The organism is Planctomicrobium mucosum (genome assembly GCF_051466335.1).
GTDB lineage: Bacteria > Planctomycetota > Planctomycetia > Planctomycetales > Planctomycetaceae > Planctomicrobium.
Genome location: NZ_CP195793.1, coordinates 2,738,781 through 2,765,072 on the forward strand (window position 1 = coordinate 2,738,781; position 26,292 = coordinate 2,765,072).

The 26,292-nt window shown below is 52.8% G+C and carries 31 protein-coding genes, 2 tRNA genes and 1 pseudogene; 22 read left to right on the forward strand and 12 right to left on the reverse strand.

Going from position 1 to position 26,292, the window contains the following annotated elements; all coding sequences use genetic code 11:
* Positions 1–160 precede the first annotated feature (160 nt).
* Entirely contained in the window at positions 161–685 is a 525-nt protein-coding gene (locus SH668x_RS11055) for an isochorismatase family protein (RefSeq protein ID WP_437185120.1), read from the reverse strand.
* A gap of 465 nt (positions 686–1,150) precedes the next feature.
* Here SH668x_RS11055 and SH668x_RS11060 point away from each other — a divergent pair, with 465 nt between their 5' ends.
* The 8 genes from SH668x_RS11060 to SH668x_RS11095 all read left to right on the forward strand — a co-directional run bounded on the left by SH668x_RS11060 (position 1,151) and on the right by SH668x_RS11095 (position 9,326).
* Positions 1,151–1,369 carry a hypothetical protein gene (locus SH668x_RS11060; RefSeq protein WP_437185121.1) on the forward strand — a complete coding sequence of 73 codons (219 nt, stop codon included), beginning with the start codon at positions 1,151–1,153 and terminating at the stop codon, positions 1,367–1,369.
* 219 nt (positions 1,370–1,588) lie between these two features.
* Positions 1,589–2,560, forward strand: coding sequence for a DUF1559 family PulG-like putative transporter (locus SH668x_RS11065; protein WP_437185122.1), 972 nt, complete (start codon positions 1,589–1,591; stop codon positions 2,558–2,560).
* A 233-nt stretch (positions 2,561–2,793) separates the two neighbouring features.
* Positions 2,794–3,105 carry a hypothetical protein gene (locus tag SH668x_RS11070; RefSeq protein WP_437185123.1) on the forward strand — a complete coding sequence of 104 codons (312 nt, stop codon included), beginning with the start codon at positions 2,794–2,796 and terminating at the stop codon, positions 3,103–3,105.
* 67 nt (positions 3,106–3,172) lie between these two features.
* A complete protein-coding gene (locus SH668x_RS11075) occupies positions 3,173–3,943 on the forward strand; it encodes a DUF3386 family protein (protein ID WP_437185124.1) in 771 nt (256 codons plus the stop codon).
* A gap of 53 nt (positions 3,944–3,996) precedes the next feature.
* A complete protein-coding gene (locus tag SH668x_RS11080; RefSeq protein ID WP_437185125.1) occupies positions 3,997–5,667 on the forward strand; it encodes a Kelch repeat-containing protein in 1,671 nt (556 codons plus the stop codon).
* A gap of 161 nt (positions 5,668–5,828) precedes the next feature.
* Positions 5,829–7,088, forward strand: coding sequence for an outer membrane protein assembly factor BamB family protein (locus SH668x_RS11085; RefSeq protein ID WP_437185126.1), 1,260 nt, complete (start codon positions 5,829–5,831; stop codon positions 7,086–7,088).
* Positions 7,089–7,336: 248 nt separating this feature from the next.
* The gene (locus SH668x_RS11090) at positions 7,337–8,248 is read left to right on the forward strand and encodes a sulfurtransferase (protein ID WP_437185127.1); all 912 of its coding nucleotides are present in this window, start codon (positions 7,337–7,339) and stop codon (positions 8,246–8,248) included.
* 121 nt (positions 8,249–8,369) lie between these two features.
* Positions 8,370–9,326 (forward strand): anion permease, encoded by a 957-nt coding sequence (locus SH668x_RS11095; RefSeq protein WP_437185128.1) that lies wholly within the window; start codon positions 8,370–8,372, stop codon positions 9,324–9,326.
* Positions 9,327–9,440: 114 nt separating this feature from the next.
* Here the strand turns inward: SH668x_RS11095 and SH668x_RS11100 are convergent, their stop codons facing one another.
* The 6 genes from SH668x_RS11100 to SH668x_RS11125 all read right to left on the reverse strand — a co-directional run bounded on the left by SH668x_RS11100 (position 9,441) and on the right by SH668x_RS11125 (position 11,935).
* A complete protein-coding gene (locus tag SH668x_RS11100; protein WP_437185129.1) occupies positions 9,441–9,680 on the reverse strand; it encodes a hypothetical protein in 240 nt (79 codons plus the stop codon).
* 84 nt (positions 9,681–9,764) lie between these two features.
* A tRNA-Leu gene (locus SH668x_RS11105) sits at positions 9,765–9,849 on the reverse strand.
* Positions 9,850–10,168: 319 nt separating this feature from the next.
* Positions 10,169–10,525, reverse strand: coding sequence for a hypothetical protein (locus SH668x_RS11110; protein ID WP_437185130.1), 357 nt, complete (start codon positions 10,523–10,525; stop codon positions 10,169–10,171).
* A gap of 39 nt (positions 10,526–10,564) precedes the next feature.
* On the reverse strand, positions 10,565–10,810 hold the full coding sequence (locus SH668x_RS11115; RefSeq protein WP_437185131.1) for a winged helix-turn-helix domain-containing protein: 246 nt from the start codon (positions 10,808–10,810) through the stop codon (positions 10,565–10,567).
* Between the two features lie 519 nt (positions 10,811–11,329).
* Positions 11,330–11,638, reverse strand: a complete 309-nt coding sequence (locus SH668x_RS11120; protein ID WP_437188535.1) for a transposase — start codon at positions 11,636–11,638, stop codon at positions 11,330–11,332.
* A gap of 3 nt (positions 11,639–11,641) precedes the next feature.
* Positions 11,642–11,935, reverse strand: coding sequence for a transposase (locus SH668x_RS11125; RefSeq protein WP_437185132.1), 294 nt, complete (start codon positions 11,933–11,935; stop codon positions 11,642–11,644).
* 311 nt (positions 11,936–12,246) lie between these two features.
* Here SH668x_RS11125 and SH668x_RS11130 point away from each other — a divergent pair, with 311 nt between their 5' ends.
* The 9 genes and pseudogenes from SH668x_RS11130 (at position 12,247) to SH668x_RS11170 (ending at position 17,365) form a co-directional block, all read left to right on the forward strand.
* On the forward strand, positions 12,247–12,405 hold the full coding sequence (locus SH668x_RS11130) for an IS1096 element passenger TnpR family protein (RefSeq protein WP_437188537.1): 159 nt from the start codon (positions 12,247–12,249) through the stop codon (positions 12,403–12,405).
* A gap of 8 nt (positions 12,406–12,413) precedes the next feature.
* A pseudogene (locus SH668x_RS11135) lies at positions 12,414–12,527 on the forward strand (plasmid pRiA4b ORF-3 family protein); the annotation flags it as partial.
* An 8-nt stretch (positions 12,528–12,535) separates the two neighbouring features.
* Complete coding sequence (locus SH668x_RS11140) at positions 12,536–13,468, forward strand: HNH endonuclease (RefSeq protein WP_437185133.1); 933 nt, start codon at positions 12,536–12,538, stop codon at positions 13,466–13,468.
* Between the two features lie 117 nt (positions 13,469–13,585).
* Positions 13,586–14,653, forward strand: a complete 1,068-nt coding sequence (locus tag SH668x_RS11145) for an IS110 family transposase (RefSeq protein WP_437185134.1) — start codon at positions 13,586–13,588, stop codon at positions 14,651–14,653.
* Between the two features lie 867 nt (positions 14,654–15,520).
* Positions 15,521–15,748: a hypothetical protein gene (locus SH668x_RS11150; protein WP_437185135.1), complete on the forward strand. Its 228-nt coding sequence runs from the start codon at positions 15,521–15,523 to the stop codon at positions 15,746–15,748.
* Between the two features lie 84 nt (positions 15,749–15,832).
* On the forward strand, positions 15,833–16,582 hold the full coding sequence (locus SH668x_RS11155) for a DDE-type integrase/transposase/recombinase (RefSeq protein ID WP_437185136.1): 750 nt from the start codon (positions 15,833–15,835) through the stop codon (positions 16,580–16,582).
* Positions 16,583–16,643: 61 nt separating this feature from the next.
* Positions 16,644–16,799 (forward strand): hypothetical protein, encoded by a 156-nt coding sequence (locus SH668x_RS11160; RefSeq protein WP_437185137.1) that lies wholly within the window; start codon positions 16,644–16,646, stop codon positions 16,797–16,799.
* A 20-nt stretch (positions 16,800–16,819) separates the two neighbouring features.
* A complete protein-coding gene (locus tag SH668x_RS11165; protein WP_437185138.1) occupies positions 16,820–16,951 on the forward strand; it encodes a hypothetical protein in 132 nt (43 codons plus the stop codon).
* 96 nt (positions 16,952–17,047) lie between these two features.
* On the forward strand, positions 17,048–17,365 hold the full coding sequence (locus SH668x_RS11170) for a hypothetical protein (RefSeq protein WP_437185139.1): 318 nt from the start codon (positions 17,048–17,050) through the stop codon (positions 17,363–17,365).
* A 453-nt stretch (positions 17,366–17,818) separates the two neighbouring features.
* Here the strand turns inward: SH668x_RS11170 and SH668x_RS11175 are convergent, their stop codons facing one another.
* Genes SH668x_RS11175 through SH668x_RS11185 form a run of 3 tightly spaced genes read right to left on the reverse strand, consistent with a single transcriptional unit; the run spans position 17,819 to position 20,676 of the window.
* Complete coding sequence (locus SH668x_RS11175; protein ID WP_437185140.1) at positions 17,819–19,087, reverse strand: SUMF1/EgtB/PvdO family nonheme iron enzyme; 1,269 nt, start codon at positions 19,085–19,087, stop codon at positions 17,819–17,821.
* 57 nt (positions 19,088–19,144) lie between these two features.
* Positions 19,145–19,831: a type II secretion system protein gene (locus SH668x_RS11180; protein ID WP_437185141.1), complete on the reverse strand. Its 687-nt coding sequence runs from the start codon at positions 19,829–19,831 to the stop codon at positions 19,145–19,147.
* Complete coding sequence (locus tag SH668x_RS11185; RefSeq protein ID WP_437185142.1) at positions 19,828–20,676, reverse strand: EF-hand domain-containing protein; 849 nt, start codon at positions 20,674–20,676, stop codon at positions 19,828–19,830. Before SH668x_RS11185 ends, SH668x_RS11180 begins: the two co-directional genes overlap by 4 nt.
* Before the next feature lie 370 nt (positions 20,677–21,046).
* On the opposite strand from SH668x_RS11185, the gene SH668x_RS11190 reads away from it, so the two are divergent.
* From SH668x_RS11190 to SH668x_RS11200, 3 genes are all read left to right on the forward strand, one after another.
* Entirely contained in the window at positions 21,047–21,856 is an 810-nt protein-coding gene (locus SH668x_RS11190; protein WP_437185075.1) for an IS5 family transposase, read from the forward strand.
* A gap of 85 nt (positions 21,857–21,941) precedes the next feature.
* Positions 21,942–23,045, forward strand: a complete 1,104-nt coding sequence (locus tag SH668x_RS11195) for a hypothetical protein (RefSeq protein WP_437185143.1) — start codon at positions 21,942–21,944, stop codon at positions 23,043–23,045.
* A gap of 376 nt (positions 23,046–23,421) precedes the next feature.
* Positions 23,422–23,610 (forward strand): hypothetical protein, encoded by a 189-nt coding sequence (locus tag SH668x_RS11200; RefSeq protein ID WP_437185144.1) that lies wholly within the window; start codon positions 23,422–23,424, stop codon positions 23,608–23,610.
* A 199-nt stretch (positions 23,611–23,809) separates the two neighbouring features.
* Here SH668x_RS11200 and SH668x_RS11205 read toward each other — a convergent pair.
* A tRNA-Ser gene (locus SH668x_RS11205) sits at positions 23,810–23,896 on the reverse strand.
* A 254-nt stretch (positions 23,897–24,150) separates the two neighbouring features.
* Positions 24,151–24,732, reverse strand: coding sequence for an anthranilate synthase component II (locus SH668x_RS11210; RefSeq protein ID WP_437185145.1), 582 nt, complete (start codon positions 24,730–24,732; stop codon positions 24,151–24,153).
* 129 nt (positions 24,733–24,861) lie between these two features.
* On the opposite strand from SH668x_RS11210, the gene SH668x_RS11215 reads away from it, so the two are divergent.
* Together SH668x_RS11215 and SH668x_RS11220 are read left to right on the forward strand one after the other, a co-directional pair.
* Positions 24,862–25,263 carry a hypothetical protein gene (locus SH668x_RS11215; protein WP_437185146.1) on the forward strand — a complete coding sequence of 134 codons (402 nt, stop codon included), beginning with the start codon at positions 24,862–24,864 and terminating at the stop codon, positions 25,261–25,263.
* 192 nt (positions 25,264–25,455) lie between these two features.
* Positions 25,456–26,286 carry a transketolase gene (locus SH668x_RS11220; protein ID WP_437185147.1) on the forward strand — a complete coding sequence of 277 codons (831 nt, stop codon included), beginning with the start codon at positions 25,456–25,458 and terminating at the stop codon, positions 26,284–26,286.
* The last annotated feature ends 6 nt before the right edge of the window (positions 26,287–26,292 follow it).

Here is a 26,292-nt window from a genome sequence, read left to right on the forward strand (position 1 = left end):
GCCGGAATGTAAAGCCTCCTGAAGACTCAGGCAGCCGACTGCAGGCAGCGATTTCTGACTCGTCCGTTTCTGAGTTGGGCGAGCGTTGGTAATGAGGCGATCATCCGGTCTGAACTGGTGTTGATCGCCTCCATCTGGGCCATTTATCAGTGTGCCCGATTCAGGCGTCGCGTCCGACCGCAGCAGCTTCGATTGTGGGGAGGCGGACCCCCAAGCTCCAACTGGCCAGTCCGTGCGTGACTGGATCAATCGAAGCGCAAGCGTCTCCGATCAATGTGACATCGTAGTTGGCTGCCCAAGGCGAGAGCGATGTATGGGTGACGCAGATGTGTGTCATCATGCCGCATACCAACAATTTTTTAATCTGTAGTTTCTTGAGTGTCTCTTCGAGTGTCGTTTCGCGAAAGCTGTCAGCGAAATGCTTTTGGATCACGACCGCATCAGGAGCAGCATCACGAATGGCTGGATGAATCTCGGCTCCTGAGGTTCCAACTGCAAAAAAGAGAGCCTTACCGTCTTCGTTCTTCTCAATATGTTGAACCAGAATGACAGGGTACCCTGCTTTCCTGGCCCGTTTGATGGCTTTGACAGCCTGCTCTGTAGCAGCATCGGGTTCGTGCAGCGGATACTGGCCACCTTTGAAATAGTCGTTCTGGATGTCAATGACGAGGAGTGCTGTCGACATGGAATCCTCCTGATTTCTGAAGAGACGCGGATGATGTTTTCATCCTACAGGCCAGCCTCGGAATTCCCCAGCCTTCGGCGTCAGTGCTGAAGTCGCAGCAACTCTCGGCGAATGAGTTTGAGCCCGATACACGTTGATCGTGCGACTTTTTTCGCCGCTCCAGAGTGATTCAATTTCAAAGAGCTGAAGCGTGTTTTCTCAGGGAATTCTCGATCTTTCGATTCGCTGTTCACCCGCCCGTCAGGGACTAGGCCACAGATTTTATATCAGTTTTGTAATCAAATTCAGGATAGAGAGGGTTGAGTTTCTTGCAACACAGGGTTAGAGTGTGTCGACACTGAGACTCAGTCTCAATTTTAGTTAGCCAGCAACCTATTCCGGTAGCCAGCCACGTTTCGATTGCGGTCGCTCAATACCGTTTTGAGTGACGACATCACGTTGGTCTCAACTCTCCGGAGTTTTCTGATGTTGCACGTACACCCAGAATTCAACGCTGCTCGATTCGCGCAGCCACGGGTTCCTGCCTTCTACGACACTGAGGCGTTTGATCGACTTCAGCAATTCGACAGCGCCACAAACGGATTCGATTTCGACGGCGGTTCGGGGGCCTCTCCCGAGTTGACCTACGCTCAACGATCGCTCGGTTTGCCCGCATCTCAGTTTTCGTTCAGCACTCGTCGCTGAGTTTGTGTTGCATTGTCGGGGTTGAGTGACTCACTCAGTGCTCATCGATCCCGTCGCCAGCCGCGTTTAAGTGGTGGTTCTTTATTCCACAGAGCGTCCCCTGTTCTCCAGTGGCCGGGGATGCGTGCTTTGATGCCACTCATGATTCGTGCCGAGTGGTCATTCTCAAAATTCAACTGATCAATTGGAAACGATTCCAATCATCTTCGGTATTACATTATGAAGAATAACAGACAGAAGAACGTTGCAGTCGCGAGCCAGTACCGAGCTGGGTTCACTCTCATTGAGCTGCTGGTTGTCATTGCGATTATTGCAGTCCTGATTGCGTTGTTGCTGCCTGCGGTACAGCAGGCTCGTGAAGCAGCTCGTCGTTCACAATGCAAGAACAATCTCAAGCAGATTGGTCTGGCGACACACATGTTTCACGACACGTTGAACTACCTGCCTCCCGCTGCCCGGGACGTGAGCCGCGAAGAGATCAATCGGGTCAAAGCACTCGGTCTTGCGACTCCAACTTACACTGCGAGCTACAATAGCTCGTTCATCTTCCTGCTTCCCTATCTTGAAAGTGATGCACTCGCAAAACGATGGGATCCGAAGCTCTCTACCGGAAGCACTGTTGACACTGACGGGGATGGCTATACCAATGCAGAGCTGCAGAAAATGCTCATCCCAACCTATACGTGTCCGACAATGACTCCGCCATCTGGTGCTTTGTCCGGAAGTCGAGGGTACTGCAGCTATATGGCCTCGATCGGGACCGCATCCGTCAATGATCTCGTCTACGCTACGGTTACTCCACAATGTAATGGCGCCCTTACTCTGATTCAGTTCAATAAGACCACCAGCCCGAATCAGAAAGAAACTCAGCTGCGGGATATTACCGATGGCCTGTCCAATACACTGGTGTTTGGAGAAAGCGATTTCACGCCACGAGGAATTCCATCAACGGATTATGGAAGTGTCTGGGGGTATGGCTATTTCTATTCTTGGGGAAGCACAGAGAACAGATTCAACAATCACGCGGTTCCCACGACCGAGTCGACTCATGGGCGATTTCGCAGCCAGCACATTGGCGGGGGGCATTTTCTGTACTGTGATGGATCTGTCCATTTCCTGAGCGAGAACGTCGACAACGCACTCTATCAGGGACTGTCCACACGCGGCGGCAGTGAAATTCTTTCTTTCTAGATAAACGCTGGCTTCGGGAGGAGACGTCTCCTCCCGAGTTGGATCGCGAGAGTCGTCCGGAACTCGGTTCGGCTCAAGCGAGGCAACGAATCTCGATGCCTCTGAAACCACTGTGATCTCATTGGCAAAAAAGTCGCGTGGTCTCCGCGAAGGAAGACTTACAGTCATCATGTTGATGACGACAGTGACGTGTATAGCGTGAAGCATGAGTTGAAGGGGCGAAGGACAAGGTCATGCGAATTTCGCAATTTAGAATTCTTGACTTTCGAGTGGTCCTGGTCGCCATGCAGATGGCTGCGATCGGAATTCTCGGTGGATGCAGTAACTCCGCGCCACCTCTTGAGCCGCAGCCTCTTCAGCCGCTAACGATTGCCGATTGGAAAAATCTCACCGGAAACGAGAAGTTCGCTGAAGAGACCATGGAGCGATTGAAACTAGGGGACCCGAAGCTCAATACGACCAAAGGGTGGAACAAGTTTCTCGCAACCGAAATGAAAGCAGAACTTGCAAAGAGCAAGGCTCAGCAAGCCCCGTCGAATCAGTGAACTCACACTTTAATAGACGTAAATGGCAACGAAAATGGTTCAGAGAATGACTTCAGGCATGAGAAGAGTGTCTCGATTATTCGCAATGGCGGAAATGCTTCCTCGCTCACGATATGTTTTTGCGTTGACGGCATCGATCGGGATGATGATCGGAAGTGGCAGCCTACGGGCAGAGCATCTCAAAGCGGTTCATGAAGCAGCATCAGCGGTCGAGTTGATGAAAATTGCCCATGAAGGACGAAGTGAATGGCTGAATTTTTCGGGATTCACAGCGGATTTCGAAGCTGCGACCGCGGATGGAGTCGTTGCTGGGAAGGTCGTCGTATCAAAAGAGGGAGCGGTCGAAGTGTCTCTCCCGGAAGATCAGCGATTTCAGTGGGTCGAACGCTCGCTCGACTCTCTGATTGGACACCGCCTGCAGACTTCCGAACCAGTCACGGATGTGGAGTTCGCGGATGATCAGGTCAATCATCCTCACGGTCGGCTTCTCCGTTCTACAAATGGTGATGACAAGAGCCAATGGCGTGTGAAGGGGGACGTGACTACAGAAGTTCATCGAGTCACTCCCAAAACCCGCTTTATTATCAGCGTGGGGGATGTCTACTGGACAGAGGAAAAGAAGCACCTTCCTCGGGATTTTAGCGTCACGACATGGGACCGTGAGACAAACCAGATTCTCACTGCACGTCAGGTTCATAACGAATGGAAGCGAATTGGAACCGTTGATCTTCCGACTCTTCACCGTGCGATTACGAATCGTGCCGATGGAACGACAGAAGTTCACCAGATTCGATTTTTTCATCATCAACTCAATCAGTCGACAACATCTGCTCAATAGACGCTGTCTGTAGATGCAGTTTGTTTTGGAAACATAGAAACGCAGGATAATTCATGAATCTTATGAAACTGGCATTTTCCGGCTTCTTGCTGGGATCGATGCTGACGTCCGCTGCTCAGGCACATTTCATCTGGGTGGTCTCCTCACCAGAAGAGAAATCAAAAGTTGCCAAGGTCTACCTCAGCGAGATGGCAGCACCAGATGATCCCGATTTGCTCTCGAATATTGCGGGTGCAAAGACGTATCTGCTGGGCGGTCGCGGCGGCGAGCCAAAGCCTGTTGAGATTAAAGTCGATGGTGATGCTCTTGTCGGGGAAATTCCAGAGAGAAATTCAGAGTCACCGGTCATCGTGGCATTCGATTACGGGGTGATGGCTCGCGGTCCGAAACCGTTTTTGCTGCAGTACTATGCCAAGACATATCCATCCGTCCTGCCGGGTTCCTGGAAGACTGTCAGTAATCCTGAAATCCTTCCACTTGAGATCTGCCCGGTTCTCAGTGGAAACTCGCTGACGCTGACGGTTCGTTGGCACAATGAGCCACTCGCTGGATCCCAGGTGACCGTGGAAGGTCCGGGGATTGAGGAGAAAACCCAGGGAGATACCAACGAGCACGGTCAGTTCGTTGTGCAAATCACCAAGCCCGGCCTCTTCTCGATTCGAGCTCGCCGAGAAGGCGAAGCAGAAGGAGAATTCAACGGCAAGAAGTACACACTTGCCAAGCAGTATTCGACACTCTCATTACGAGTGGTCCCAGAAGAAGTCACAAGTGTGGACAAAAGATTGCCTTCACTTGAAAAAGGGATTACCAGCTTCGGTGGTGCCGTCGTTGGTGACTACTTTTACACGTACGGTGGCCACTACGGAGCGGCTCACCATTATTCACAGGAAGGTCAGTCCGGTGAATTCGCTCGAGTGAATCTGGTCGATCCAAAAGGATGGGAATCGCTTCCCGGCGGACCGAAGCTGACAGGCCTCGCGATGGTCACCGATGGGAATCAGCTCTATCGAGTCGGTGGATTTACTGCCGAAAACAACGAAGAAGAAGATGAGAAGCTGGTTTCCAAAGCTGACTTCGCTCGATTTGATCCAGCTACTGGAACCTGGACTGAACTTCCATCGCTCCCACAAGGGCGGTCTTCACATGACTGTGTCGTCGTCGGCAATCAGCTTTACGTGGTCGGCGGATGGTCGATGGACCCTGCACAGGAGTCAAAACAGCAGTGGCACAAAACGGCACTGGTTTTTGATCTCGCTCAACCTGATGGAGAATGGAAAGAAGTCGCTGCGCCTCCGTTTGAGAGACGCGCTCTTTCACTCGCCGCCCGAGACGGCAAGATCTATGCGATCGGCGGCATGCAGTCGAGCAACGGCCCGACGACTCGCGTCGACATCTTTGATCCATCTGCAGGAACATGGTCAGATGGACCATCGATCCTCGGTGGAGGCATGGACGGATTCGGAACAGCTTCCTTCAATCTGGATGGACAGGTCTACACAACCACCATGTCCGGATCGATTCAGAAGCTCAGTGCTGATGGGGCCAAATGGGAATACGTCGGACAGCTAAAACATCCCCGATTCTTTCATGAACTCGCACCGTGGAACCATAAACTGATCGTTGTCGGTGGAGCGAGTATGGACGTCGGTAAGATTGAGGAAGTTGAAGAGATTCAAACTACTCCGGATGAGGCTGTGGAGCATTCTTCAGCTGCTGTGGAATAGTGAGAGAAGAATAGTATGAGTTGAAGAGGTTGGAAGGACTTCTTCTTACAGGTATGGCCGTGCTCAAAGAGTGCGGCTATACTTTTTCATTAGACTCGATTCGCGATTTTGGAAGTGCATCAGAAATGAATTTGCGAGCAATTTCCTGTGCTGTCTTGTTCATGTCGTCTCCTCTGGTATGCCATGCCGATTGGCTTGGTTTTCGTGGTCCGCCAGCAGCAGATTTGACTGTCGATTCATTGCCGGTTACTTGGTCTCCGACAGAGAACCTCAAGTGGTCCGCTGACCTGTCTGGGACGGGGCAATCGAGTCCTGTTGTCTGGGAGAAGACAGTCTACCTGACTTCCGTCGTCGGGCCGAACAAAGAGCAATGCGAAGTGATCGCGTTGAAACTCGCCACAGGCGAGCAGCTGTGGAGTCGATCAGTTGAGAACGCGACACCGTCCGAAGCGTCACCAATGGTGAGTAAAGCAGCACCGACTCCTGTGACGGGAGAGTTCGGGGTTGTCGCGCTCTTCGAAGGAGGAAACCTCCTTGCGTTTCAACATGACGGAACCGAGCTTTGGAAGCGGGATCTCGTCGCAGAATTCGGGGAGATCAGCTCGCGACACGGATTAAGTTCGTCGCTGCTGCAGTGTGACGATCGGGTGATCGTGTGGATTGAACGGGAGGAAGCCCCTTACATTTTGGCGATTGATCCTCGCACCGGAAAAGATCTCTGGAAGGTAGACGGATTGGGAGTCACTAGCTGGAGCAGCCCAACGGTCATCTCAGTGGACGGAATGCAGCAGCTGGTCTTTTCCGGATCGGGAATGCTTCGCGGTGTCGATCCGCAGAATGGGGAAACGCTGTGGAAGCTCGAAGGGTTTACTGGGAACACGACACCATCGCCAAGTGCTGTCAGCTCCAGCTTGATACTGATCGGCGCGACAGATGGACGCGGCGAATCAGGAGGAGGAAAGTTGAAAGCCTCCGAGTGCAATGGAATCGTAAAAGTCGCCAAGAACGAGAGTGGAGAATTCGTCGCCGATCGTCTTTGGGGAGCGAAGAGGGCAACTTGCTCTTTTGGCTCGCCAGTCGAGCATGACGGTCTCGTCTACATGGTGAATCGGACAGGAATCCTCTTCTGTCTCGATGCAGAGACGGGCGAAGAGATCTACGCTGAGCGAACAGCGGAAAGTTGCTGGGCGACGCCGTTGGCGCTCGGAAACCGAATTTACTTATTCGGCCAAAAAGGAACGACGACAGTTGTTGCAGCAGGACGAGAGTTCAATAAGCTCTCTGAGAATCGGCTTTGGGAAGAGACCAAAGATGCTGATCCGATGGCACCCGGTAGTGGGGAAATTCAGTACGGCATCGCTGCTGTTCCCGGATTGATTCTGGTTCGAACCGGATCGAAATTGTACTGCGTCGGGGAGTGAAGAACTCCCTGTAATGATCGATTTTTCTTGAAAACCGCTGTGCGACTTCTCGAAGTTGCACAGCGGTTTTTTACTGTACAAACAGCAGTTCTGCATCAACCCGCCGCTGCCGATGAGTTTGTCGACAAACGAAGCGCAGTCGTCTACTCTAAAGTTCGTTGGAACATCAAAGTATTGTTTCCGAATTTGGAATCGAGAGATCACTCGAAGAATTTTTCGCTCCTTTTGATCAGGGTGTCATTATCCAGATGAAATCAGCATTCTCTCTACTTCTGTTTCTGATTCCTGGCATGGTCTACGCGGATATTGGGATCATTTCTCCTGAGGAAGCATCAAAGCTGCTCTCGACGTCATCTGAAGAGAACATGCCAGTCGTCCTCGACACCCGTGGTGGATACAAAGACTACTTTCGTGGACATCTGCCACGTGCTCACCACATCAACTTCGACACTCTTCGCGGAACCGATCACGGGGTCCCGGTTCAATACCTGCCAGAAGAATTGACGCGAGCGTTGCTGGTTCGTGCTGGGGTGAACGCCGACCGTATTCACATCATCTACGCAACCGGGGACGTGCTTCCAAACGACGAGATTCTGAGCGCCAGCATGGTCGCCTATGTCCTTGAGAAACAGGGCATCAAAGACATTCGCATCGTAGATGGCGGACTTCCCGGTTGGCAGAAAGCAAACCTTGAGGTCACTCAGGAATACTTCGGTAATTCTACCGGGACACTTCCACAGCAAGGAAATCCGGAGATCGCACTCACTGTTAAGCAAGTTGTGACGCTGAAAGATCAGCCTGGAGTTGTTCTCGTCGACGCGCGTCCCCACAACGAATATGTCGGTCAGGACGACATCTGGCTTCGCAAAGGGCACATCCCCGGAGCGATCAGCTTTCACTGGGCCCGCTTGATGGATTCTAAAAATACTCACAAGTTTAAGACGTATGAAGAGGTCAAAGAACAGCTTCAGGCAGCTGGAATCACTCCGGAGAAAGAAGTCATCGTTTATTGCGGAACTTCTCGTGAAGGAAGTCTGCTGCGGTTTTACCTGAAGCATGTCGCAGGCTATCCAAACGTCCGGCTCTATGAAGGTTCCTGGAAGGAATACGCCTCACTGAAGGATCTACCTGCTGAAACTGAAGAACGACACGCTCGCTAGTCCGGGCTCGAGTGTGAGAGATGCGAGCGATTTCCGGCCGGAGCATCGCTCGGTCCATCTCCGAGACTCTTCACTCACGGTCCTGCTGATTCTTGATTTCGATGTTCTGTGAGCGCCAGAAATGTTGTTGATTCTCCTCTTTTTGTCGGTTTGCTTCGTTGCTTTCACCAACGGGGCAAACGCCAATTTTAAAGGTGTCGCGTCGCTGTATGGAAGCGGCACGACCACGCGGCGACAGGCATTATGCTGGGGGACGGCAACAACATTTGCAGGGTCCATCGCAGCGATGCTCTTCGCAGGTGGCCTGCTCTCTGCCTTCAGCGGAAAGGGACTTGTTGACGACACATTGGTCCAGTCACCGCAGTATCTTACTGCGGTGGCGCTCGGAGGAGCGTTGACCAGTTTTTTGGCGACCCGCTTCGGGTTTCCGGTGTCGACAACTCATGCCCTCGTCGGTGCACTGGTTGGAGCAGGGTTAGTGGGGAGCTCATCAGGGGTCCATTTGAACGCCCTGATTATGCTCTTCATTTACCCGCTATTCGCGAGTCCCATTATCGCGATTGTTCTGGGAGCGGTTCTCTACATCGTCTTAAAGTCCCTGCGTCTTGCTCCCGACCATCGAACGAGGACCCTCGACGTCTTGCATTTCCTAAGCGCAGGGGCAGCCAGCTTTGCTCGCGGATGGAACGACACGCCCAAGATGGCTGCTCTTTTTGTGATTGTCCCCGGATTCAATTCGCACTGGGGATTTCTCACGGTCGCGATCATGATCGCAGTTGGTGCCTTGCTCGATTCCAAGCAGGTCGCAGAGACCCTCGGCAAGAAAGTGACCGGAATGAATCCCGGACAAGGCTTCGCAGCGAACTTGTCAACAGCCTGTCTCGTAACGACAGCGAGCCTGCACGGGCTCCCCGTCAGCACCACGCACGTCAGCGTTGGTTCTTTGCTTGGAATGGGAACGGTCACAGGACAGGCGTACTGGAAGAAGGTCGGTGAGATCATGCTGGCATGGTTCAGCACCGTCCCCTGCGGCGCCCTGCTGGCCGCGATCTGCTATTGGATTTTGTCCCAGTTCTAAACGGGACACTCCAGCCACGAATTGGTTGTTCGCGAGCAGCGTCTTCATCCATAACGAGCTACAAACTCTAGCCCTTGAGACGCCGGCCTAACTTTGACGCACTGTGGAGGGGATTTATTCCAGTCCCCCACCCTGCTCTTCTAATTCGAAAACGCTTCCAAGCTGAGCGCGTAGACCTCGCTGCTGGTAAAACTCAACATGCACGATCCGGTCATCGCGCATCTGATGCTCGATGAAGTTCCGGCTGAGAATTGGCGAAGCGCCGGTACTGCCGCAGATGAATAGGCGATGACAGGGACGGCCCGAACCGCTTGTCGTCCAGACGCAAAGTTGACCCCGGTTCTGAAGAGGCACTGAATCTCTTGTTGCTAGCGACTGAATTACAGTCACCAAAAGAAAAAGGAGCTTGGATTTGATGTCAATCCAAGCCCCTGAAGGTGCCGAAGGAGGGACTCGAACCCTCACATCCATTACAGATACTGGATTTTGAATCCAGCGCGTCTGCCGATTCCGCCACTTCGGCCTCTCACTGTTTCCTCGAGTCGGCAGACCCGAGGAGTCGGGAATTTAATCAACCGCAGCCAAAACTACAACGCTCTTCGCCCTTTTTGGCGGTCCGGGAGCCAAATTGAGCAGTCATCGCGAATGGGAATTGGGCTGTGTCGGTGTAAGTCTATACTGGGAAATCGATTCGGTTGCCGTTTTTGGCAGTCTTGGAGTTTTGAAAGCGGCCCGGTTGTCTTTATTGGAATCGCAATGGAAGCCAAAAGAACGTCCGCAGCGTGCCCACTGATCGAGTGCGTCTGGCCTGAGTTGCTTCCAGAACTGTGGTTGCGGACGCTTCACTCTGATTTTGGACTTTGTGATTCCCCGTCGATGAGCGAGTACACCCGAAGCGCGTCCTGCCAGATCGTGTCTCTGTTGTGGTTGAAATACCGAAGGAGAATCTCACTGACCTGTTCACAGCTTGCCTGGTACGTGTCGTCGAACTGGATCAGGATCTGCGATTCAACTGCTGACAAGCGAGTGACGTTGCCCGCTGTGTTGCAACAACCGTAACCATCAAACGAGATTCGCACGAGGTGTACCAGCCCATTCGGTTCAACATCAAAATCGACGAAGACGCTTCCTCCCTGGAGATTGAGGCTGAATGCACATGGCCGCGTTCCGCTTGACCAGAAATTTTTCGAGATCTCCAACGATGCTCCTTGTGCTGGAAAGCGTCGACGTTGATGCAATCACTTCTGCCTGAACAGTGGCGCTTCTTTCCACTCACGCAGTCCAAATTGATTGTCTCCGAGAGACACGAATCGGGAGTCAGCACCGCGGTGATGAATGTCATTGTCCAAGGCGACCTGAACATCGGCTCCACTCGCTCGCCAGAGTTCCATTTCAGTGACGAAATATGCAAGCGAATCACACGTAAGCGGCTCGCATTTTTCAAGCAAAACGATTTCGCAGGCGTCCAGGATACTGTAGGGCATAAATACAATTCAAATTGATGATCGCGAATCGCTTCGCAGGGGCTGCAAAAAGTTGAAGCGGAATTTGAGCCGCGTCTGTGTCGCTCCCATCAGATTCCGAGAAAATCGACCGCGAGGCGGGAGAAACGATACTGAATGATCTGTGGCAGAATGCAACAGCCAATGAGCGGAATTCACCAAACTCAGTGAATTGGCTGAGCTGGGGGGGACCTTTTCTTCGTGATTTCAATCGCCCAATAAACCTGTTTTACTGCAATAGCCTCGCCGGTCGTGAATGCTTACGGTGCGTCACTTGCCGCATCTGGCTAGAGCGCCATTCGTAACCGTCTGAGAGCGATGAGGGCACAGGCCAAGTGGATCCATCCAGAGTAACGCAGCATCGTGGTTTTATAGCGGATGGATGGTTCTGCGATAGTTGAGGAGCCAGTTGTGGGTTCGCTCAACGATGTCGCATCGCTTGTACTTGCGAACGGATCGTCCGTCCTGAGTCGGATTTCTCTTCCGGCCTTTGCGATGCGGTCAAACCAACTCAATTCCACGCTCCTCCAATCGCTTCCGGAGAGAATCGCTATCTGCAGCCTTGTCGTACAACGGGTGGTCCGGCGTTCTCCCGGGAATCTGCAGGTTGTCCAGCAGCGGCTCGATCAGCTTCACTTCGCTTCTGTTGGCGGCAGCGAAATAGACTCCCAGAGGTGTTCCTTCGGGATCGACGATGTCGATCACTTTGCAGCCTTTGCCACACTTGGTTTTACCGACCTGATCCCCCCCCTTTTTCGCCCGAACGAACCAGGCATCCGCGGCAGCTTCTTTCCAGTCGATCCCCTGCAGGTCTTACAGCTCCATCAGCAGGGAATACCACAGGCCCTCGAAGATGCCCCAGCGAGTCCATTCATCGAAGTGGCGCCAGCAAGTGCTCGGTGAAGGGAAGCATTTTGGTAATATTGTCCATTGGCAGCCTGTCACAAGTACAAACAAAATTCCTTCCAGACAGGCCCGTTGAGAATGCGGAGGACGTCCTCCCTCGGGCTGAGAGAGAGGTTCTGGAATCAATTGTTTGATGCGATCCCATTGTGCGTCCGAGAGATACGTGTTGCCAACGAGGTCAATCTTCCGTGTGCATGGCATGAGCAAAGCTCCTTTCGCTCATGCTGGTACGCAACTCGCTTGCCAAACAGAGTTATGCAAGGCCCTCTAGTTCTTCAGGCCATCAGATTTGACAATCAGTTCAACCTCAGAGCAAGAATGCCACTACTAGTTCAAAATCACATTGCTGGAAATCAAACCTACCATCTGGCGGAGAATTCAGGTTCCTGATTGCTGGACAACGGATTGGTCCGCACCATCCCTATGCCTCCGGAGCCTGGGGTGAAGTCCTGAACGAATCGGCGATTCGTCTGAGCAAACTGATCCCGAAGTCAGGTCAATCCTCTCGCTGAATTTACGAGGTTGATTTCGGAGTTCGTTGGAGATATGAAATCGTGTATGAAGGATTTCCACAAACCGACACTAAATCGAAATTTCCTTTTTGTCTGGAAGGAGTACGGGCATGTCCTCCTGAGGAAATCGGGGGACATTGGGGATATGCTGAGGTTTAGCTGCTTTCCGTGATCCCGGGCACGAACGTCACGACGAAATGGTCGAATGGCTGAGTGAGTTCGATCCGGAAGCGTTCGACGCCAAGAAAGCAACGATGGAGATGAGGAAAGTGAGGTCATAGGGCCGCTGATGAATAAAACACAGCACGTTGCAAAATATTGGTGTGTCAACTTTGATGATATTGCCTGTCTACATCACGGAATTCATCACAATTGTTGGCTGATGGGGTATCAGTACAAGAAAAGAGGTGTCGACACTTCCTCCAGAAAGGCAGCGATCACCAGGAATTGGAAAAGGCTCGCTGAAATCTCTGTCGGCGATCAATTTGTTGCTTACCTGAAAGGCAGAAAGTATTTTGCAACAGGAATGGTTCGTTCACCCCGGCGAGCAAAATCCACAAATGATCATTCAGACTCAATCGTAAACTATCTCCAACATGGCAAGCCATATACAGATGGATACGTTTACTTCTCTCCTGGAGTGGTCTACGAGAATTTTACGGATAAAATCAGTCACTATCCCGTTCGTATTGATGTCGATGCTTGGGAAGATTTTTCTCCGGATGGGGTCCATGTCAAAGGACCAGTAATCCCACGGCACAAGACGGTTTATGCAGCTTTTGAAATCGATCAGGAACACTTTGAACTCATCAAAAGGAGTCTCTCAGGAACCGAATTCAGGGCAACAATACCGGAAGAAGTCGATCCGAATCAGACATTCAGAGAAGGTGCGACAAAGACGGTAACCATCAATGCATATGAACGAAGCCGAGCTGCCAGGGCGAGATGCATCGAGCACTTCGGTTGGTCTTGTGCCGTTTGCAGCTTCGATATGACAGAGTTGTATGGACACCACGGAAAAGGCGTCATTCATGTCCACCATTTGAAGGACCTGGCATCGCTTGGAAAAGAGTACGAAATTGATCCCATCAAGGACCTTAGGCCAGTCTGTCCAAATTGTCATTCTGTTTTACATGCATCTACGCCGGCATTGTCGATCAAACAGTTACGTCAATCCCTTAAGGATCAGAAATCTGTTCGATGGCCCAAAAGCAGCGGATAAAGTTGTCTGCTTTCGATAGCGATTTCACCCCTTTGATATCGATGAAAGAGTTGCTATTGGGGGTGGGATTTTCCAGTGTGGGGGTGTTCCAATCCTTTTCTCACAGGAGATCCTCGCATGCTCTTTCTTGGAATCGATCAACATGCCCGTCAGCTGACTGTCTCACTCCGTGACCAGGCGGGTGATGTTCTTCTCGCACGGCAGGTGTCCACGCAGCCAGAGAAGGTCCTCGAGTTCTTTGATCAGCTCACCCGGCGGTGTGCGCAGCTTGAAGAACAGTTCATCGCAGTCGTGGAAGTCTGTGGCTTCAACGACTGGCTGATCCGGATGCTGCGGGATTACCGCTGTCACAAGGTGATCCTCATTCAGCCGGAGGAACGCAAACGCTGTAAGACCGATCGACGCGATGCTGCATCGCTAAGTGAACTGCTGTGGGTCAACCGTGATCGGTTTCTGGAGGGCAAGCCCGTTCGCGGGTTGCGGCAGGTCAACATCTGCAGCACTTCTGAGCAGGAGAACCGCAAGCTCAGCACGTTGCGGAAGGAGGCCGGTCAGGCTCAGACGCAGCTGGTCAACAAGATCAAGCACATCCTGCGGCGACACAATCTGCAATGGGAACTTCCTACAAAAACCTTTCCGACCATGAAGGCCATCGCCTGGCTGCGAGAGATTTGTTTACCAGAGATTGATCGACTGGAGATGAACTTTCTGCTGGCGGACCTGAGGCAGATCCAGGAGAGGTTGCTGGAACTGGAGCAGCTCATCGCCCAGCGAGGCCGCGACAACCCCAATGCCCAACTCCTGAAGACCATGCCGGGGATCGGAGCGTTCACAGCCATTTCGCTCGCCGCTGGGATCGGCGATGTGCAGCGATTTCCGCGAGCCAGAAGTCTGGCGAACTACTGGGGGCTGACTCCGGGCTGCCGCAACAGCGGAGAGAACAACCAGCGGCTGGGGAGAATCACCAAAGCGGGCAACAACACAGCCCGCTGGCTGCTGGCCCAGGTGACGTATCAGGTGCTCCGCAAAGACGGACGTCTTCGGGAATGGTACAAGAAGCTCAAGAGACGACGGGGAAGTGGCGTGGCCCGGGTGGCGGTGATGCGGAAGCTGGCCACGGTGATCTGGCACATCCTCAGCAAGCAGCAAAGTTACTTTGAGTGTCGAGCCATTGCCACAGCCTGAGCAGACAGAATCGATGCGTCATCATCCTTCCAACCTGAATCAAAGGAGACCAATTACTTCCAGGTCCACCCCGGTTGTTCGATCCAGGTGAGTGACATCGCCTGAGATCCCTCCCGATCAGTCCAACTCGTACGGAACCGTGGATGTCGCTGCTGATCACGAACAGGTCCAGCAGGCAGGCACGTCCCTTTGAATGGAGTAGGCTTTTCGGAGAGGAATTCGCATCTCGATAATTTTGCGTCTGCTCAATGCAGCAGAGCGATCCATGATTCTCATGGATCGTGCCTCGCGAAGGAATGTGTGTGGAGCAATCGCATCCGACAAGAACGATTGCAACATCCCGTAGCAACGACAACCGGTGAGATGATCACTCAAGACAAAACGCAATCCAGCCCACAGAACATGAACTTCGAAACAAAGCCCAGAACTTTGCCGCTCGATTTACAGACTCACACCAGGAAAACTCTCTCCCGCTTGACAATCTCTTTCAGGAACGGTTCCGTAGGTCTTCCAACGTTTCACTTGAAAAACCGCTGGATGTCGACGGAAGTCGTTGGTGCCAAAGAGCGTTGCAAGATCGAAAGGAAGCGGCGATTGATCGCCACAATTTCCAGATTTTACAGAGTTTTATGAATGATTACGAATCATTCTCGGACAGTTTTCGGACAACCATTTCAATATTCGGTCTCATATCCTCTGCTACTTTACACGCCGTCTCTGACGGCTTTTTCTGTTTGTAGCGACACCCGATTTCGGGTCTCTCAAATGGACGTATTTAGGTCGTCTCTGGCTGCTGTTTTCAGGAACAAGGCGCTGTACAAACAAACTGTAAATCCAGTCCAGATTACAGATTTAGACAATAGCGGAATGTCGACCATTTTCCACCCACTCTTGGCCCTCATTGCCTCTGTGACCGATCGTGAATTGGCCCGGTATGTCGAGTTCCTGAAGGAAGAGAACAAGATTCTGCGAAGCAGGGTGCCCGGACAGGTGCATACGAAGCCACATGAGCGGGAACGGCTGCTGACACTGGGGAAGCAGCTGGGGCGGGCCATTGATTCACTACTGACGATCGTCAGTCCATCCACGTTCTAGCGCTGGCTGCGGGAGGAGGGGGAGCCCAAGCGAAAGAAGAACCCCAAAGGAGGACAGCGGAAACCACGAGAACTTCGAGAGCTGGTGATCCAGATCGCGAAAGCGACAGGCTTTGGGTACACGCGGATCATTGGTGAACTCCGGAAGCTGGGCATCAAAAAGATCAGCCGCCAGACGGTTCGCAACATCCTGAAGGAGGAGGGAATTGTCCCCGGTCCGGATCGGACATCCGATAGCTGGGACAACTTCATCGAGAGACACGCGAAGACATTGTGGGCAGTGGATTTCTTCAGCGTGAAGACCGTGACCACACGAGGGTTCAAAGAGATGTATGTTCTGGTGTGGCTGTGCATGACCACCCGGGAAGTCATCGTGTCGGAATCGACACAGCATCCGAATTCCGCCTGGGTGACCGAGCAGACCGGCCGGTTCCTGGACCAGACGCTCAATCGTGACGATAAGCCCAGCATTGTGATGCATGATCAGGACACGAAGTTCACCAAGGAATTCGCGGAAAAACTCAAGCAGCACGGTGTGCGGACCAACAAATTGCCGAAGGCATCCCCGAATTTGAACGGACGCTGTGAGAGGGCAATTTTTACCCTAAAAAACGAGTGCTTGCGCAGGTTCATTATTTTCGGCAAGCGGCATCTGGACCATTTACTGACCGAGTTTACCGAATACTACAACACGACCCGTTCGAGTATGGTCCGGGATCATCTACCGCCGGTCCGCAGTGAACCGGAATCGGTCGAGACTTTGAAACTCGATCAGATTCAGGTGAAGTCCTATGTCGGCGGACTGGTGCAGGGGTTTGAGAGGCGGGCTGCATAAGCCATTGACGGCGGGAAATGGCTCAGGCATGCTCAACGCCATCTTTTAATAGAGTGATGCCATGAGCGATCAAGATGATGTTTTTGCCGGAAAATTCCGAACGGGTTCTCCATCCGTGATGAAGCCAATGCTCTTGTCGCTCTCGCGTTCCGGAATGGTCCGCTGGAAAATCTGCATGCCGGAAAGCATTCCGAGCTTCTGGATGATCCGTCGCTGAGCCGGATCACCGACACCGAGATGAAGGTTCTGGTGATCAATGCCTGCGAGAAAGTCGAGCAGCTTCTCCGGCTCAAGCAGACCGATCCCGTGGATTACGACCGCACGGTCAAATCGGCCAGTTTCATCTACTGCCGAAGCTGGAACCGGTAACCTGTTTCCTTCGGAGTGAAGGTGGCTATCAACTTCCGTGATCTTGACTCTTCAGCAGGAATCGTGGCATGGGATTCGGGAACAAGGAGAACCGTCATGGCCAAACGACCACAATCCCCAGCGAAAGAAACAGCACCTGCCCATCATCAAGGCCGCGCTGCCACGATCCGTCAGGGGAACCTGAAATGTGTCATCTGGCGGAACGAAAGCGAAAGAGGGGCGTGGTACAATACAGAGCTGGTTCGGACATTCCGGGACGAGAGCGGCTATCACGATACGAACAAGATCCCGGCTGAAGACCTGCTCCGCGTCGCGTTTCTGGCCCAACAGGCGTTCGGCAAGGTTCAGGAGCTGAGAGCAGGCGACCGCGACGCGGCGAATACTGATGGCCCGGATGAACCCGCTCCGTACTGAGCTGGCCTAGTTCACCTGCTCGACACCGTGGTTCCGGCACAGCTTCAACAGAGCGGTGATCTACACTGAAGGCATTTGGATCATCTGGTTGCCGAGTTCGCCGAGAACTATACCCAGCGCCGAAGTCACATGTGACGCGGGCACTTGCCACCGGTGAGAGAAGAGCCAGAAGAAGTGGAGACGCTGCGTCTGAACGAGGTCGAAGTGAAATCCTTCGTCGGTGTGCTGGTGAAGGGGTTCGAACGCAAGTCCGCTTAAAGGGCGTCTCTCATCGTCAATCACGACGAGATACAAGCCCTCCCGCCAAACTGCCACTCAGAATTCCGACAACGAGTTGTCGGGGTACGGCCCCTTCGTGTACTACGATTCGCTAAGCGGATGGGCCTGCTCACTTTTCTGAGGTTATTTTCCGTCACAACTGCCAAGCAAGAACGAAAATTCTCACGGTTCACATCAATTGGACAGCAGGCCCGCATGAACTGTCTCGACTTTGACGCCTGAAAAATCGCCTGTGTTGTTCGTTGAATATTGTTCAGGACGCGAGTCGTGGAGTGTGCAGACCACTCGGAACCCAACGAAAGGATTGGCCTTCCAAGGCGGGAGGTTGGGGTAATCGATATGACACACTTCACCAACGAAGCGCCAATTAGAACCTCGTACCACTTTCAGAAAACCTCGTTCTGGCCCCGGTGGATTGACCTCCGGACTTCTCGAATAGTATCCGCGTGAAAACCAGTCCGCGGTCCACTCCCATGCGTTTCCGCGCATGTCGTAAATTCCATATCGGTTCGCGGGATACGAGCCAACGGGTTGGAGGGGGAGCGGTGGATTGATTCCGGCTGCATTTCCCGAACTATCTCTGGGCTGACGCACCGCGTTGAACTGATATGGTCCCTGCCGTTGTTCACGGCAGACGTACTCCCATTCGGCCTCTGTTGGAAGTCGGTAGGACCGTCCTGCCTTAACCTCGTCAGGGTTAGTCGACAGGGTTCTCGCAAATTCGTCGGCCTCGTACCAAGTGAGATTGGTCACCGGGAAGGCGCCATCGGTCTCTGAAGTAAGGACGGGTTCGGCAGAGTCCGCATTGCCGGGGAGTCGCCCCATGACTTGGCGGTACTGGCTGCGGGTGACCTCATGAATGCCCATCAGGAAGTCCCGATCGAGCGTGACGCGATGGGGGGGAACGTCAGCTGGTGCCCTCCCCATTCCAGTGTCTTCGATTCCCATCTCGAACGTCCCGGCGGGAATTCTTTTGAGTGTCATCCCGATTGAGTTCACGACTATCTCAGGAGGGGCCCCCATAGGGCTCTTCTTTGCGGCGTACTGGCTCCCCTCACCATCGAAGTGGTTGCGTTTGAGGTCGTCGTCAAAGGTTCTAGCGAGGACTTCAGGAGGCGTGTCACGCGCATGCATGACGTGCCAAAGTCCACTGTCGATCTGATCGGAGACAAATCTCACAGATCCATCCATGAACGAGAGATTCGCTCCGCCGGGATGTTGGCTACGCGCTGTCGCCTGGTCGTTCACATCGATGTAGTGGACACACGGCATCCTCTCCCGAGCCAGGTGTTCTGGCCCCAGAATTTGGTGCAGAGCACCGCACCCCATGATGTCGTCGGCTCGTTCCCATTGCTGGTTCGGTCCGTAATCATCACCTCCGGCTCCATGAGCGTAGGTGATACTCCCCCCGATCTGTCCAAGTGCCCATACCCCCCCGTGCATCAAGTGGATGAATTCCAGCTCGAATTTCTTCCAAGGCCACTAGATTGGCTCTTCCGTTCAAGAATGACTTACTGGAGAAGTTCGTATTAATACCTGCGATGCCATTATGCCATTATTCCATTTCTGGTATCGTCGAGTTGAGATATCAGTGATCGTTACGTGCTGGTCCCCTCTTGGCGAAATCGTCGACGGGGGGTATGGGTGGGGATTCTGTGTTCCTCCGTTAATCGCGTAGCTTCCACGTGCAAATTGGATCGCCTCCAAAGACCGGCCGGGGGGCAGAAAATCGTATTTGTTCTCGGCGGTTGAATATGAGTCGCTACTGCAGGTCATGACGGGAAGCGACGTGGTGCGAATCGCGAGATTTTTCGCCGATCCGATGGAGGAGGTATGATCTTGGATCGCAACCATTTCCGGCTGCGAAAGAAACGGAAGAAGGAGAATTGCCCAATTCTCCATTGTGATGAGGTCAATGTGCTTTGACTCGTGAAGCAACATCGACTCGCCCACTTGCTCATTCCATCGCGCCGCCACCGGCAAGAATTGATGGACCTCTTCATATTGGTGTAAGGCCATCGTCAACGTACGCAGGTGGTCCCGACAAGCGGCCTGTCGAGACTGCTCTCTCAACGACTGCAACCACGGAAAGCCCAGACAAGCCAGCAGGGCCAATATCGACAGCACGATCAGAACTTCGACTAACGTCAAACCACTCCGAGGTGCCGTTGGAAAGCGATTGTTCATTTGGCCCTGTCCTCGGGTTGTGGGGGATTACTTGACATTGCAATGCTCGGGGATGACGTAGTTTTCTTCGGCATCAATAGCCAGATGGCGATCAGCACCCACATGGCGGCGTTGACGGCGCCGATGATGTACCACTTGCGGTTGGGATCGACCGGTTTGGCAGGTTCCTTCTTGGGCTTGTACTTGGCGACGACAGCAGGATCGACCTGACGCTCTGCGGGCTTGGTCATCCCCAGCGAGGCCTGCGAATCACGGAACTCATCGTAGTTGAGATGCCCGTCCCGATTCCGGTCAGCGTACCGCACCGCTTCTTCCAGCTTCATCACTAACGACTGTTTGTCGTATTCTGACAGGTTCGCAGGGAATGACTTCAACGATTCAGCCACGAACTCTGCCGGTTCGACCACGCTATCCCGGTTCTTGTCGAACAGATTGAACGCCAGATTGGTCGGCACTTTGCTGATGTTGAGCTGGAATCGGAATTCTTCTGTGTCTAGACGGCCATCGTGGTTTTTGTCGAGCTTGTCGAAGAAGACCTTCGAGACACCGATGAATGCCAGCCCCTCTCGCGGATGGAACTCTTCTAAACTCAAGAACCCATCTTGATCCCGATCCTGCTGATCCATCCAGATCAGTGTGTGATTCCCCAACGGTGAACCCCGGAACTCGACGAATGAGATTTTGCCGTCCCCGTTGGTGTCATAAGCGGGGAACAGCGATTCGTTGTACTTCTGCTCCCAAGGGACAACGCGGCTCATCGCGTCGTCGGCGCTCACAAATCCATCCTGATCCGCAACGGTTTCCATGAACTTTGAAAGCTGATCCCTCCAGCTGTTGAGCAGCACCTCGTTCCCCGCTTCGGCAAGTTCGGCAACGCTGAGCGATCCATCGTGGTCGGTATCCAGCTGCGTGAAGTGCCTGTCCGCTTCCTGCGGAGTGCGTGGGACATAGGGGCGACGGGCATTCTCTTCAAGGTTATTACGATGGTCCCGGTCCCCGTCGATCTCCTCAATATTACCACGCCAGTTGAAGAGGTCTCCGTTCTCTTTGCGCAGCCGCGTGCCGTCGAGGTAGGCGACGCCGTAGGCGAACAGGATCCCTCGCTCCAGCTAGAGCTGACTGACGAAACCATCGTGGTCGTAATCGAACTCGTTAATATAAGGAGCCTAGAGTCTGTTATGGACTTAAGTGTTGGTTTTGAAGTAGTTTCCGTGGATGAGCAAGCCCCGGATGCCTTACCCCAGTGACGTCACGGACGACGAATGGGCCTTTTTAGCCCCCTATTTGGCGCTGGTGAAAGAGGACTCGCCGCAGCGGGTTCACTCCCTTCGAGCCGTGTTCAATGCCATGCGGTGGCTGGTACGCACCGGGGCGCAGTGGCGGTTCATGCCCCATGAGTTCCCGCCTTGGCCCGTGGTCTATCAGCAGGCTCGCCGTTGGCTGGAGGCTGGCGTGTTTGAGCACATCGCTCATGACCTGCGGGAAGTGGCTCGCGTGGCTCAGGGACGCGATGAGCCCCCCTCAGCAACGATCTTAGATGCGCGAGTCATCCAATCCACTCCCGAGAGTGGTGCCAGAGCCGGTTACGATGGCGGCAAACGGCGGAAGGGCTCGAAGGTTCACGTGGCCATTGACACGCTCGGGCACCTTCTCGCCTTGAAAGTGACCCCAGCCAATGAACAGGAGCGAGCCCAGGTTTCCGACTTATGTGTCGCTGTGCAGGAGGCGACTGATCAGGCCATTGAAGTCGCCTATGTGGACCAAGGTTATACTGGCGAGAACGCGGAAGAGGCTGCCGCTGAGCAGGGAGTGGAACTGCGCGTCGTGAAACTCCCTTATGCCAAGAAAGGATTCGTATTATTGCCACGTCGGTGGGTCGTGGAGCGGACCTTTGCCTGGCTAGGACGATCACGGAGGCTGGCACGTGACTACGAACGACTGGCAGAAGTCTTGGCCGGATGGCACTGGGTGGCCATGGTCGCACTGCTGCTCAAATACACGCCGATCGTCGTCCAGAGTTCATAACAGGCTCTAGTGAATTGAAGAAAATCAACGAGTGCCCTTGCACTACTGCACCTAGGTCTACTCTTCTGCAAAGGATTATTTAAAAATGATAGTGACAGTTAGATTTGCATCTGTGCTCCTCGCTTTAGTCGCGACACTATCCGCATCAAGTGGAATATCAGCAGCCTATTCGATGCAGCCCGATCGTTCGAGCGCGATTCGCGGCTTCATCAAGAAAGAACTACAACAAACGCGGTTTGTAGACGAGCAGCAGGATCAGATCCTTGCATCCGTAGCGAAGCTTCTACAGGAAGAGGAGATTTCGACGAGCTTACTTCAGATCTCCGAAGACCGATTTACTTATTTGCTTCAAACAATTGAGGAGTGCAGAACCACAGCGAACGGAGGGCTTGAGGAACTCCTAAAAATTCCACCTTCGCGATTGACACTCGAGGTTTACGTGTCCAGTGTCAGATCATCGATCAGATATTGTTGCCTCATGCCAAACTTCGGTGCACCTTCGGAAGAAGCTGTCAGGCAAGTTGACGAATTAAGCGGCCTTCTCAGAACCCGGATGCTCACTCAATTTCCCGGCATAGACCAATGTGAGAACTGGTCAAAATATTGTGAGCCAAAGATTTCACAAATCACTCAATGGCAACGGTTCGATATTTCGCCGATTCTCAAAACCGAACTACCCGACGACAAATATCAACAGCTCAAAAACCAAATTCTCCCGACCGATGGAGTAATTGCGGACGAACAGTGGAGCGACCTCTCTGAGAGTGAGAAGAATAAAGCTATTATATCCGGAGCTCCAAATCGAGCGGTGCACGAGTTATCGGACACGATAACTTCCTGGTTCTCTGAGGAAGTTCCTGAAGCAGTTTTAGCTCAAGCCAATACCGAAGCGGAAGATCTGGTTGATCCTAAACACGCAAAGCTTGTCTCACAGCTGCAGGATGAGCGAATGCAGTTGACAAAGGAGTGGAGGCTGGAGCAATTAGAACGAGTGGAAGACCTTGTGGCAGAGCAGCGAAAACGGGTGGAGGAGTCGGCGGGGCTTCCAGTTGAAAAGTTTCAGCCAGGCGAAGAACGAGACCCAACCGGATTTCGCTGGCTCATTGTTGGAAACATAGTATTCATACTCGTGATTGGACTCCTCGCCATTCTTCGTAATCGTTTCCGTCGAAGTGAGTCTTTAAATTGAATTGCCGAATTCTTTCTACCTCATTCTTTGTGGGAGCGATGTGCGCTGCATTGCTGGTCGCTCTAATCCCAAGAAATCCTCAGCGGCCCAATGTGGCAAGGAGGGACGAATTTGCAGCTGCGCCGAATTCCATGCATGTGATTTCAGCAGGGTTCGATGAGTTTGATGGGTTCGAGAAATCGACGTACGACATGTTGCTGGAGTCAGAAATGATGAGGTCTCCATTTGCTGCCTCGTTAGACGCAAAAGAGGCCACTGACTTCCTTGTTCTGTTGTCACTTGTCGCAAAGCAGCACGCAGCAGGCGACGAATTTATTATCATTCCTCCACGAGCGCATTTCATAACCCCGTGCGGGACGCCTGAATACATGACATTTTGATCACCATTGAGGGTTGTGAAACCGGCTCAGGAGAAACGATCGAAGTCGCTTATGTGGATCAGGGCTACACCGGTGAGAAGGCGGAAGATGCTGTTGCCCAACAGGGTGTCGAACTCCGAGTGATCAAGCTGCCTTACAACAAAAGAGGGTTCGTGCTGCTTCCGAAACGCTGGGGTGTTGAATGAACGTTTGCCTGGCTCGGAAGATCTCGAAGGCTTGATCGAGACCAAGAACGACTGACGGAAGTCCTGGCTGGATGGCTGCGTCGCCCCGTATCTCTGCCAAAAGGTTGACATGATCAATGGCGAAATCGACAGTGCCAAACGAAATCGCTGCCGTAAACTCTTCGTTAAGAGGAGATTACGGCAGCGAGTAAATCATCAGCGGAGAGGGGGGGATTCGAACCCCCGGTACCGTTTCCGGCACTCCGGTTTTCGAAACCGGTACATTCGGCCGCTCTGCCACCTCTCCGTTTGAGCGAAACTGTTCAACTCTGATTCTGTCAATCAGACAACAAACTTTCGAAGGTCGTCTGAGTTCTGAACCGATCACCACACAAAGGCTGGATTGGTCGAATCAATCGCTGGGCGAGGAGCATACCAAACCGCCAAAATTAAGCAAACCTTCACAACAAACACATTGCTGAGGGACCAGACATAAATTTGCACCCGTTTAGCGGATCTTCTGGACATGAGGAGGCTTGGCGGCGGATGGAAACATCGCGTTTATAACGTCAAAAAGTTGCGAAGGAGTTGAATGCCGTAGTCGGAAAGAAAGCTTTCAGGATGGAATTGAACTCCGTGGATTGGAAATTCTCGGTGACGCAGTCCCATCAACTCGGCTGGATGGTCGTTGTCTCGCGTCCATGCGCATCCGATCAGTTCGGGGGGGAGCGTCTCCTCGGGGACAACGAGGCTGTGGTATCGAGTGAAGGTTGTTGGGCTGGGGATGTCAGCGAAGACCCCCTGCCCGTCATGATGAATGCTGGACACCTTTCCGTGCATCAGGCGTTTCGCGCGGATGACTTGTCCCCCGAAGACGTCGCTGATGGACTGGTGGCCCAAGCAAACTCCCAGCAACGGAATTTGAGGGCCGAAATGCCGGATTACCTCTCGGGAAAGACCTGCCTCTGCGGGTGTGCAAGGTCCCGGGGAAATAATGATGCGATCAGGGGCAAGCTCAGTGATTTCGTCGATCGTCGTTTGATCGTTGCGGCGCACCACGATCTCAAGTGACGCGTCGATTTCACCAAATCGCTGCACGATGTTGTATGTGAACGAATCGTAGTTATCGAGAACGAAAATCATGGAGGCTCAGAATGATGAGGCTGAAAGGGTGGTCACTGCGTGGATGACTCATTCGAGACGGTTTCAGAGCGAACAGAATATCGATTTGCAGTCCATCAGGCACCAAAGTAATAGGGAATTTCATTGCTGATGGCGCGATTGGAAGAGACCAGCGGACGATTCGAAGTAGCGACTTTGACGGTTGATGCTCTCCGACGAAGGTCGCTGCGACTGTTTCAAATCGTCCAGATTGGCAATACAGAAGCGACATTTGACAACATCAATGTGGAACTTGATGTAATCTTCGAGGTCATCGGGGGCAATCTGCAGCAAGTAGCTTCCGAGTTGCGTCCTGGTGGGACAACTCAATCTGGACCGGCTCCAGATTTCTCCAATAGTGTGCCCTCCCTGGTCCCTTGCGCTGATCAGTTTGGCAACCCGTGGGTGAAGGCTCAGGTCTTCCCTGAGAAGGGTCTCGATTTGACTCGATCTTTCTACAGAAAGAGTCTCGTTGAGATAGGCCAGAAGTTCATGGTCGGTAGGTGTCGCTGAAGGGAGCAACTGACTGATCCGTTTAAGGTTTCGTAAAATCCACTTCCAGGAATTGGTTGCGATGCCGTTGGACGCTCGGTAGCATACCTTCACCAGTTGAAAGAAGACAATTTTGATCTGGTGTCGATTGTACACATGCCGTCGATTTGTGCGGTAAAAACTTGCAAGTAAACTAATTCAAAGGGATGTAACGTGGCTGAATTGAGCGTCGAACAGCTGAAGACGAAGGCCCTGAGTATTCGTCGCGACATCATTCGGATGACGACAGAAGCGGCCAGCGGCCACCCCACGAGCAGCCTCTCGGCTGCCGATATGGTGACAGCGCTGTACTTCGGCGGGTTCTTGAAAGTCGATCCAAAAAATCCAAAAGACTCAAATCGGGATCGATTTATTCTGAGCAAAGGCCATGCTTGCCCTGTGCTTTACGCAGCGATGGCTGAACGCGGCTATTTCCCAATCGAAGAAACAATGACACTTCGTAAGCTCGGCAGCCCATACGAAGGACATCCAAACGTTCGCCGTCTCCCAGGAATTGAAGCGAGCACAGGATCACTCGGCCAAGGTCTCTCCTTGGGGGTTGGTCACGCTTTGGCTGGGAAAATGGACAAACTGGATTTCAACGTCTACGTCATGATGGGCGACGGTGAAATGGGCGAAGGACAGGTCTGGGAAGCGGTTGCATCCGCTGAAAAATACAAGCTCAACAACCTGACCGCGATTGTTGACCAGAACGGGTACCAGCAGACTGGCGCGACAAAAGACGTGCTCAACATGCTGGAATTCGCTCCGAAATTCGAAGCGTTCGGCTGGCACGTCCAGACGATTAACGGCAACGATATGGGTGAAGTCGTCGCCGCACTGCAAGCTGCAGCGAAGATCACTGACCGACCCAAGTGCATCGTTTCCCGTACACAGAAGGGCTTTGGAATTCTTCCATTGCTCAAGGAAGAGGGAGACATGAATTACCACGGTAAGCCACTTTCCAAGGCTCTGGCTGAGAAGGCCCTGGAGCTGTTGAAGTAGTTCACC

Excerpts from the sequence above, each read along its gene's own strand:
- SH668x_RS11065 (WP_437185122.1), top strand. The coding sequence starts at position 1,589 with ATGAAGAATAACAGACAGAAGAACGTTGCAGTCGCGAGCCAGTACCGA.
- SH668x_RS11055 (WP_437185120.1), bottom strand. The coding sequence starts at position 685 with ATGTCGACAGCACTCCTCGTCATTGACATCCAGAACGACTATTTCAAA.
- SH668x_RS11070 (WP_437185123.1), top strand. The coding sequence starts at position 2,794 with ATGCGAATTTCGCAATTTAGAATTCTTGACTTTCGAGTGGTCCTGGTC.
- SH668x_RS11160 (WP_437185137.1), top strand. The coding sequence starts at position 16,644 with ATGAGCGATCAAGATGATGTTTTTGCCGGAAAATTCCGAACGGGTTCT.
- SH668x_RS11145 (WP_437185134.1), top strand. The coding sequence starts at position 13,586 with ATGCTCTTTCTTGGAATCGATCAACATGCCCGTCAGCTGACTGTCTCA.
- SH668x_RS11140 (WP_437185133.1), top strand. The coding sequence starts at position 12,536 with ATGAATAAAACACAGCACGTTGCAAAATATTGGTGTGTCAACTTTGAT.
- SH668x_RS11210 (WP_437185145.1), bottom strand. The coding sequence starts at position 24,732 with ATGATTTTCGTTCTCGATAACTACGATTCGTTCACATACAACATCGTG.
- SH668x_RS11175 (WP_437185140.1), bottom strand. The coding sequence starts at position 19,087 with ATGCACGGGGGGGTATGGGCACTTGGACAGATCGGGGGGAGTATCACC.
- SH668x_RS11195 (WP_437185143.1), top strand. The coding sequence starts at position 21,942 with ATGATAGTGACAGTTAGATTTGCATCTGTGCTCCTCGCTTTAGTCGCG.
- SH668x_RS11095 (WP_437185128.1), top strand. The coding sequence starts at position 8,370 with ATGTTGTTGATTCTCCTCTTTTTGTCGGTTTGCTTCGTTGCTTTCACC.
- SH668x_RS11115 (WP_437185131.1), bottom strand. The coding sequence starts at position 10,810 with ATGCCCTACAGTATCCTGGACGCCTGCGAAATCGTTTTGCTTGAAAAA.
- SH668x_RS11165 (WP_437185138.1), top strand. The coding sequence starts at position 16,820 with ATGAAGGTTCTGGTGATCAATGCCTGCGAGAAAGTCGAGCAGCTTCTC.
- SH668x_RS11180 (WP_437185141.1), bottom strand. The coding sequence starts at position 19,831 with ATGAACAATCGCTTTCCAACGGCACCTCGGAGTGGTTTGACGTTAGTC.
- SH668x_RS11150 (WP_437185135.1), top strand. The coding sequence starts at position 15,521 with ATGTCGACCATTTTCCACCCACTCTTGGCCCTCATTGCCTCTGTGACC.
- SH668x_RS11085 (WP_437185126.1), top strand. The coding sequence starts at position 5,829 with ATGTCGTCTCCTCTGGTATGCCATGCCGATTGGCTTGGTTTTCGTGGT.
- SH668x_RS11060 (WP_437185121.1), top strand. The coding sequence starts at position 1,151 with ATGTTGCACGTACACCCAGAATTCAACGCTGCTCGATTCGCGCAGCCA.
- SH668x_RS11080 (WP_437185125.1), top strand. The coding sequence starts at position 3,997 with ATGAATCTTATGAAACTGGCATTTTCCGGCTTCTTGCTGGGATCGATG.
- SH668x_RS11125 (WP_437185132.1), bottom strand. The coding sequence starts at position 11,935 with ATGCCATGCACACGGAAGATTGACCTCGTTGGCAACACGTATCTCTCG.
- SH668x_RS11170 (WP_437185139.1), top strand. The coding sequence starts at position 17,048 with ATGGCCAAACGACCACAATCCCCAGCGAAAGAAACAGCACCTGCCCAT.
- SH668x_RS11190 (WP_437185075.1), top strand. The coding sequence starts at position 21,047 with ATGAGCAAGCCCCGGATGCCTTACCCCAGTGACGTCACGGACGACGAA.
- SH668x_RS11090 (WP_437185127.1), top strand. The coding sequence starts at position 7,337 with ATGAAATCAGCATTCTCTCTACTTCTGTTTCTGATTCCTGGCATGGTC.
- SH668x_RS11215 (WP_437185146.1), top strand. The coding sequence starts at position 24,862 with ATGGCGCGATTGGAAGAGACCAGCGGACGATTCGAAGTAGCGACTTTG.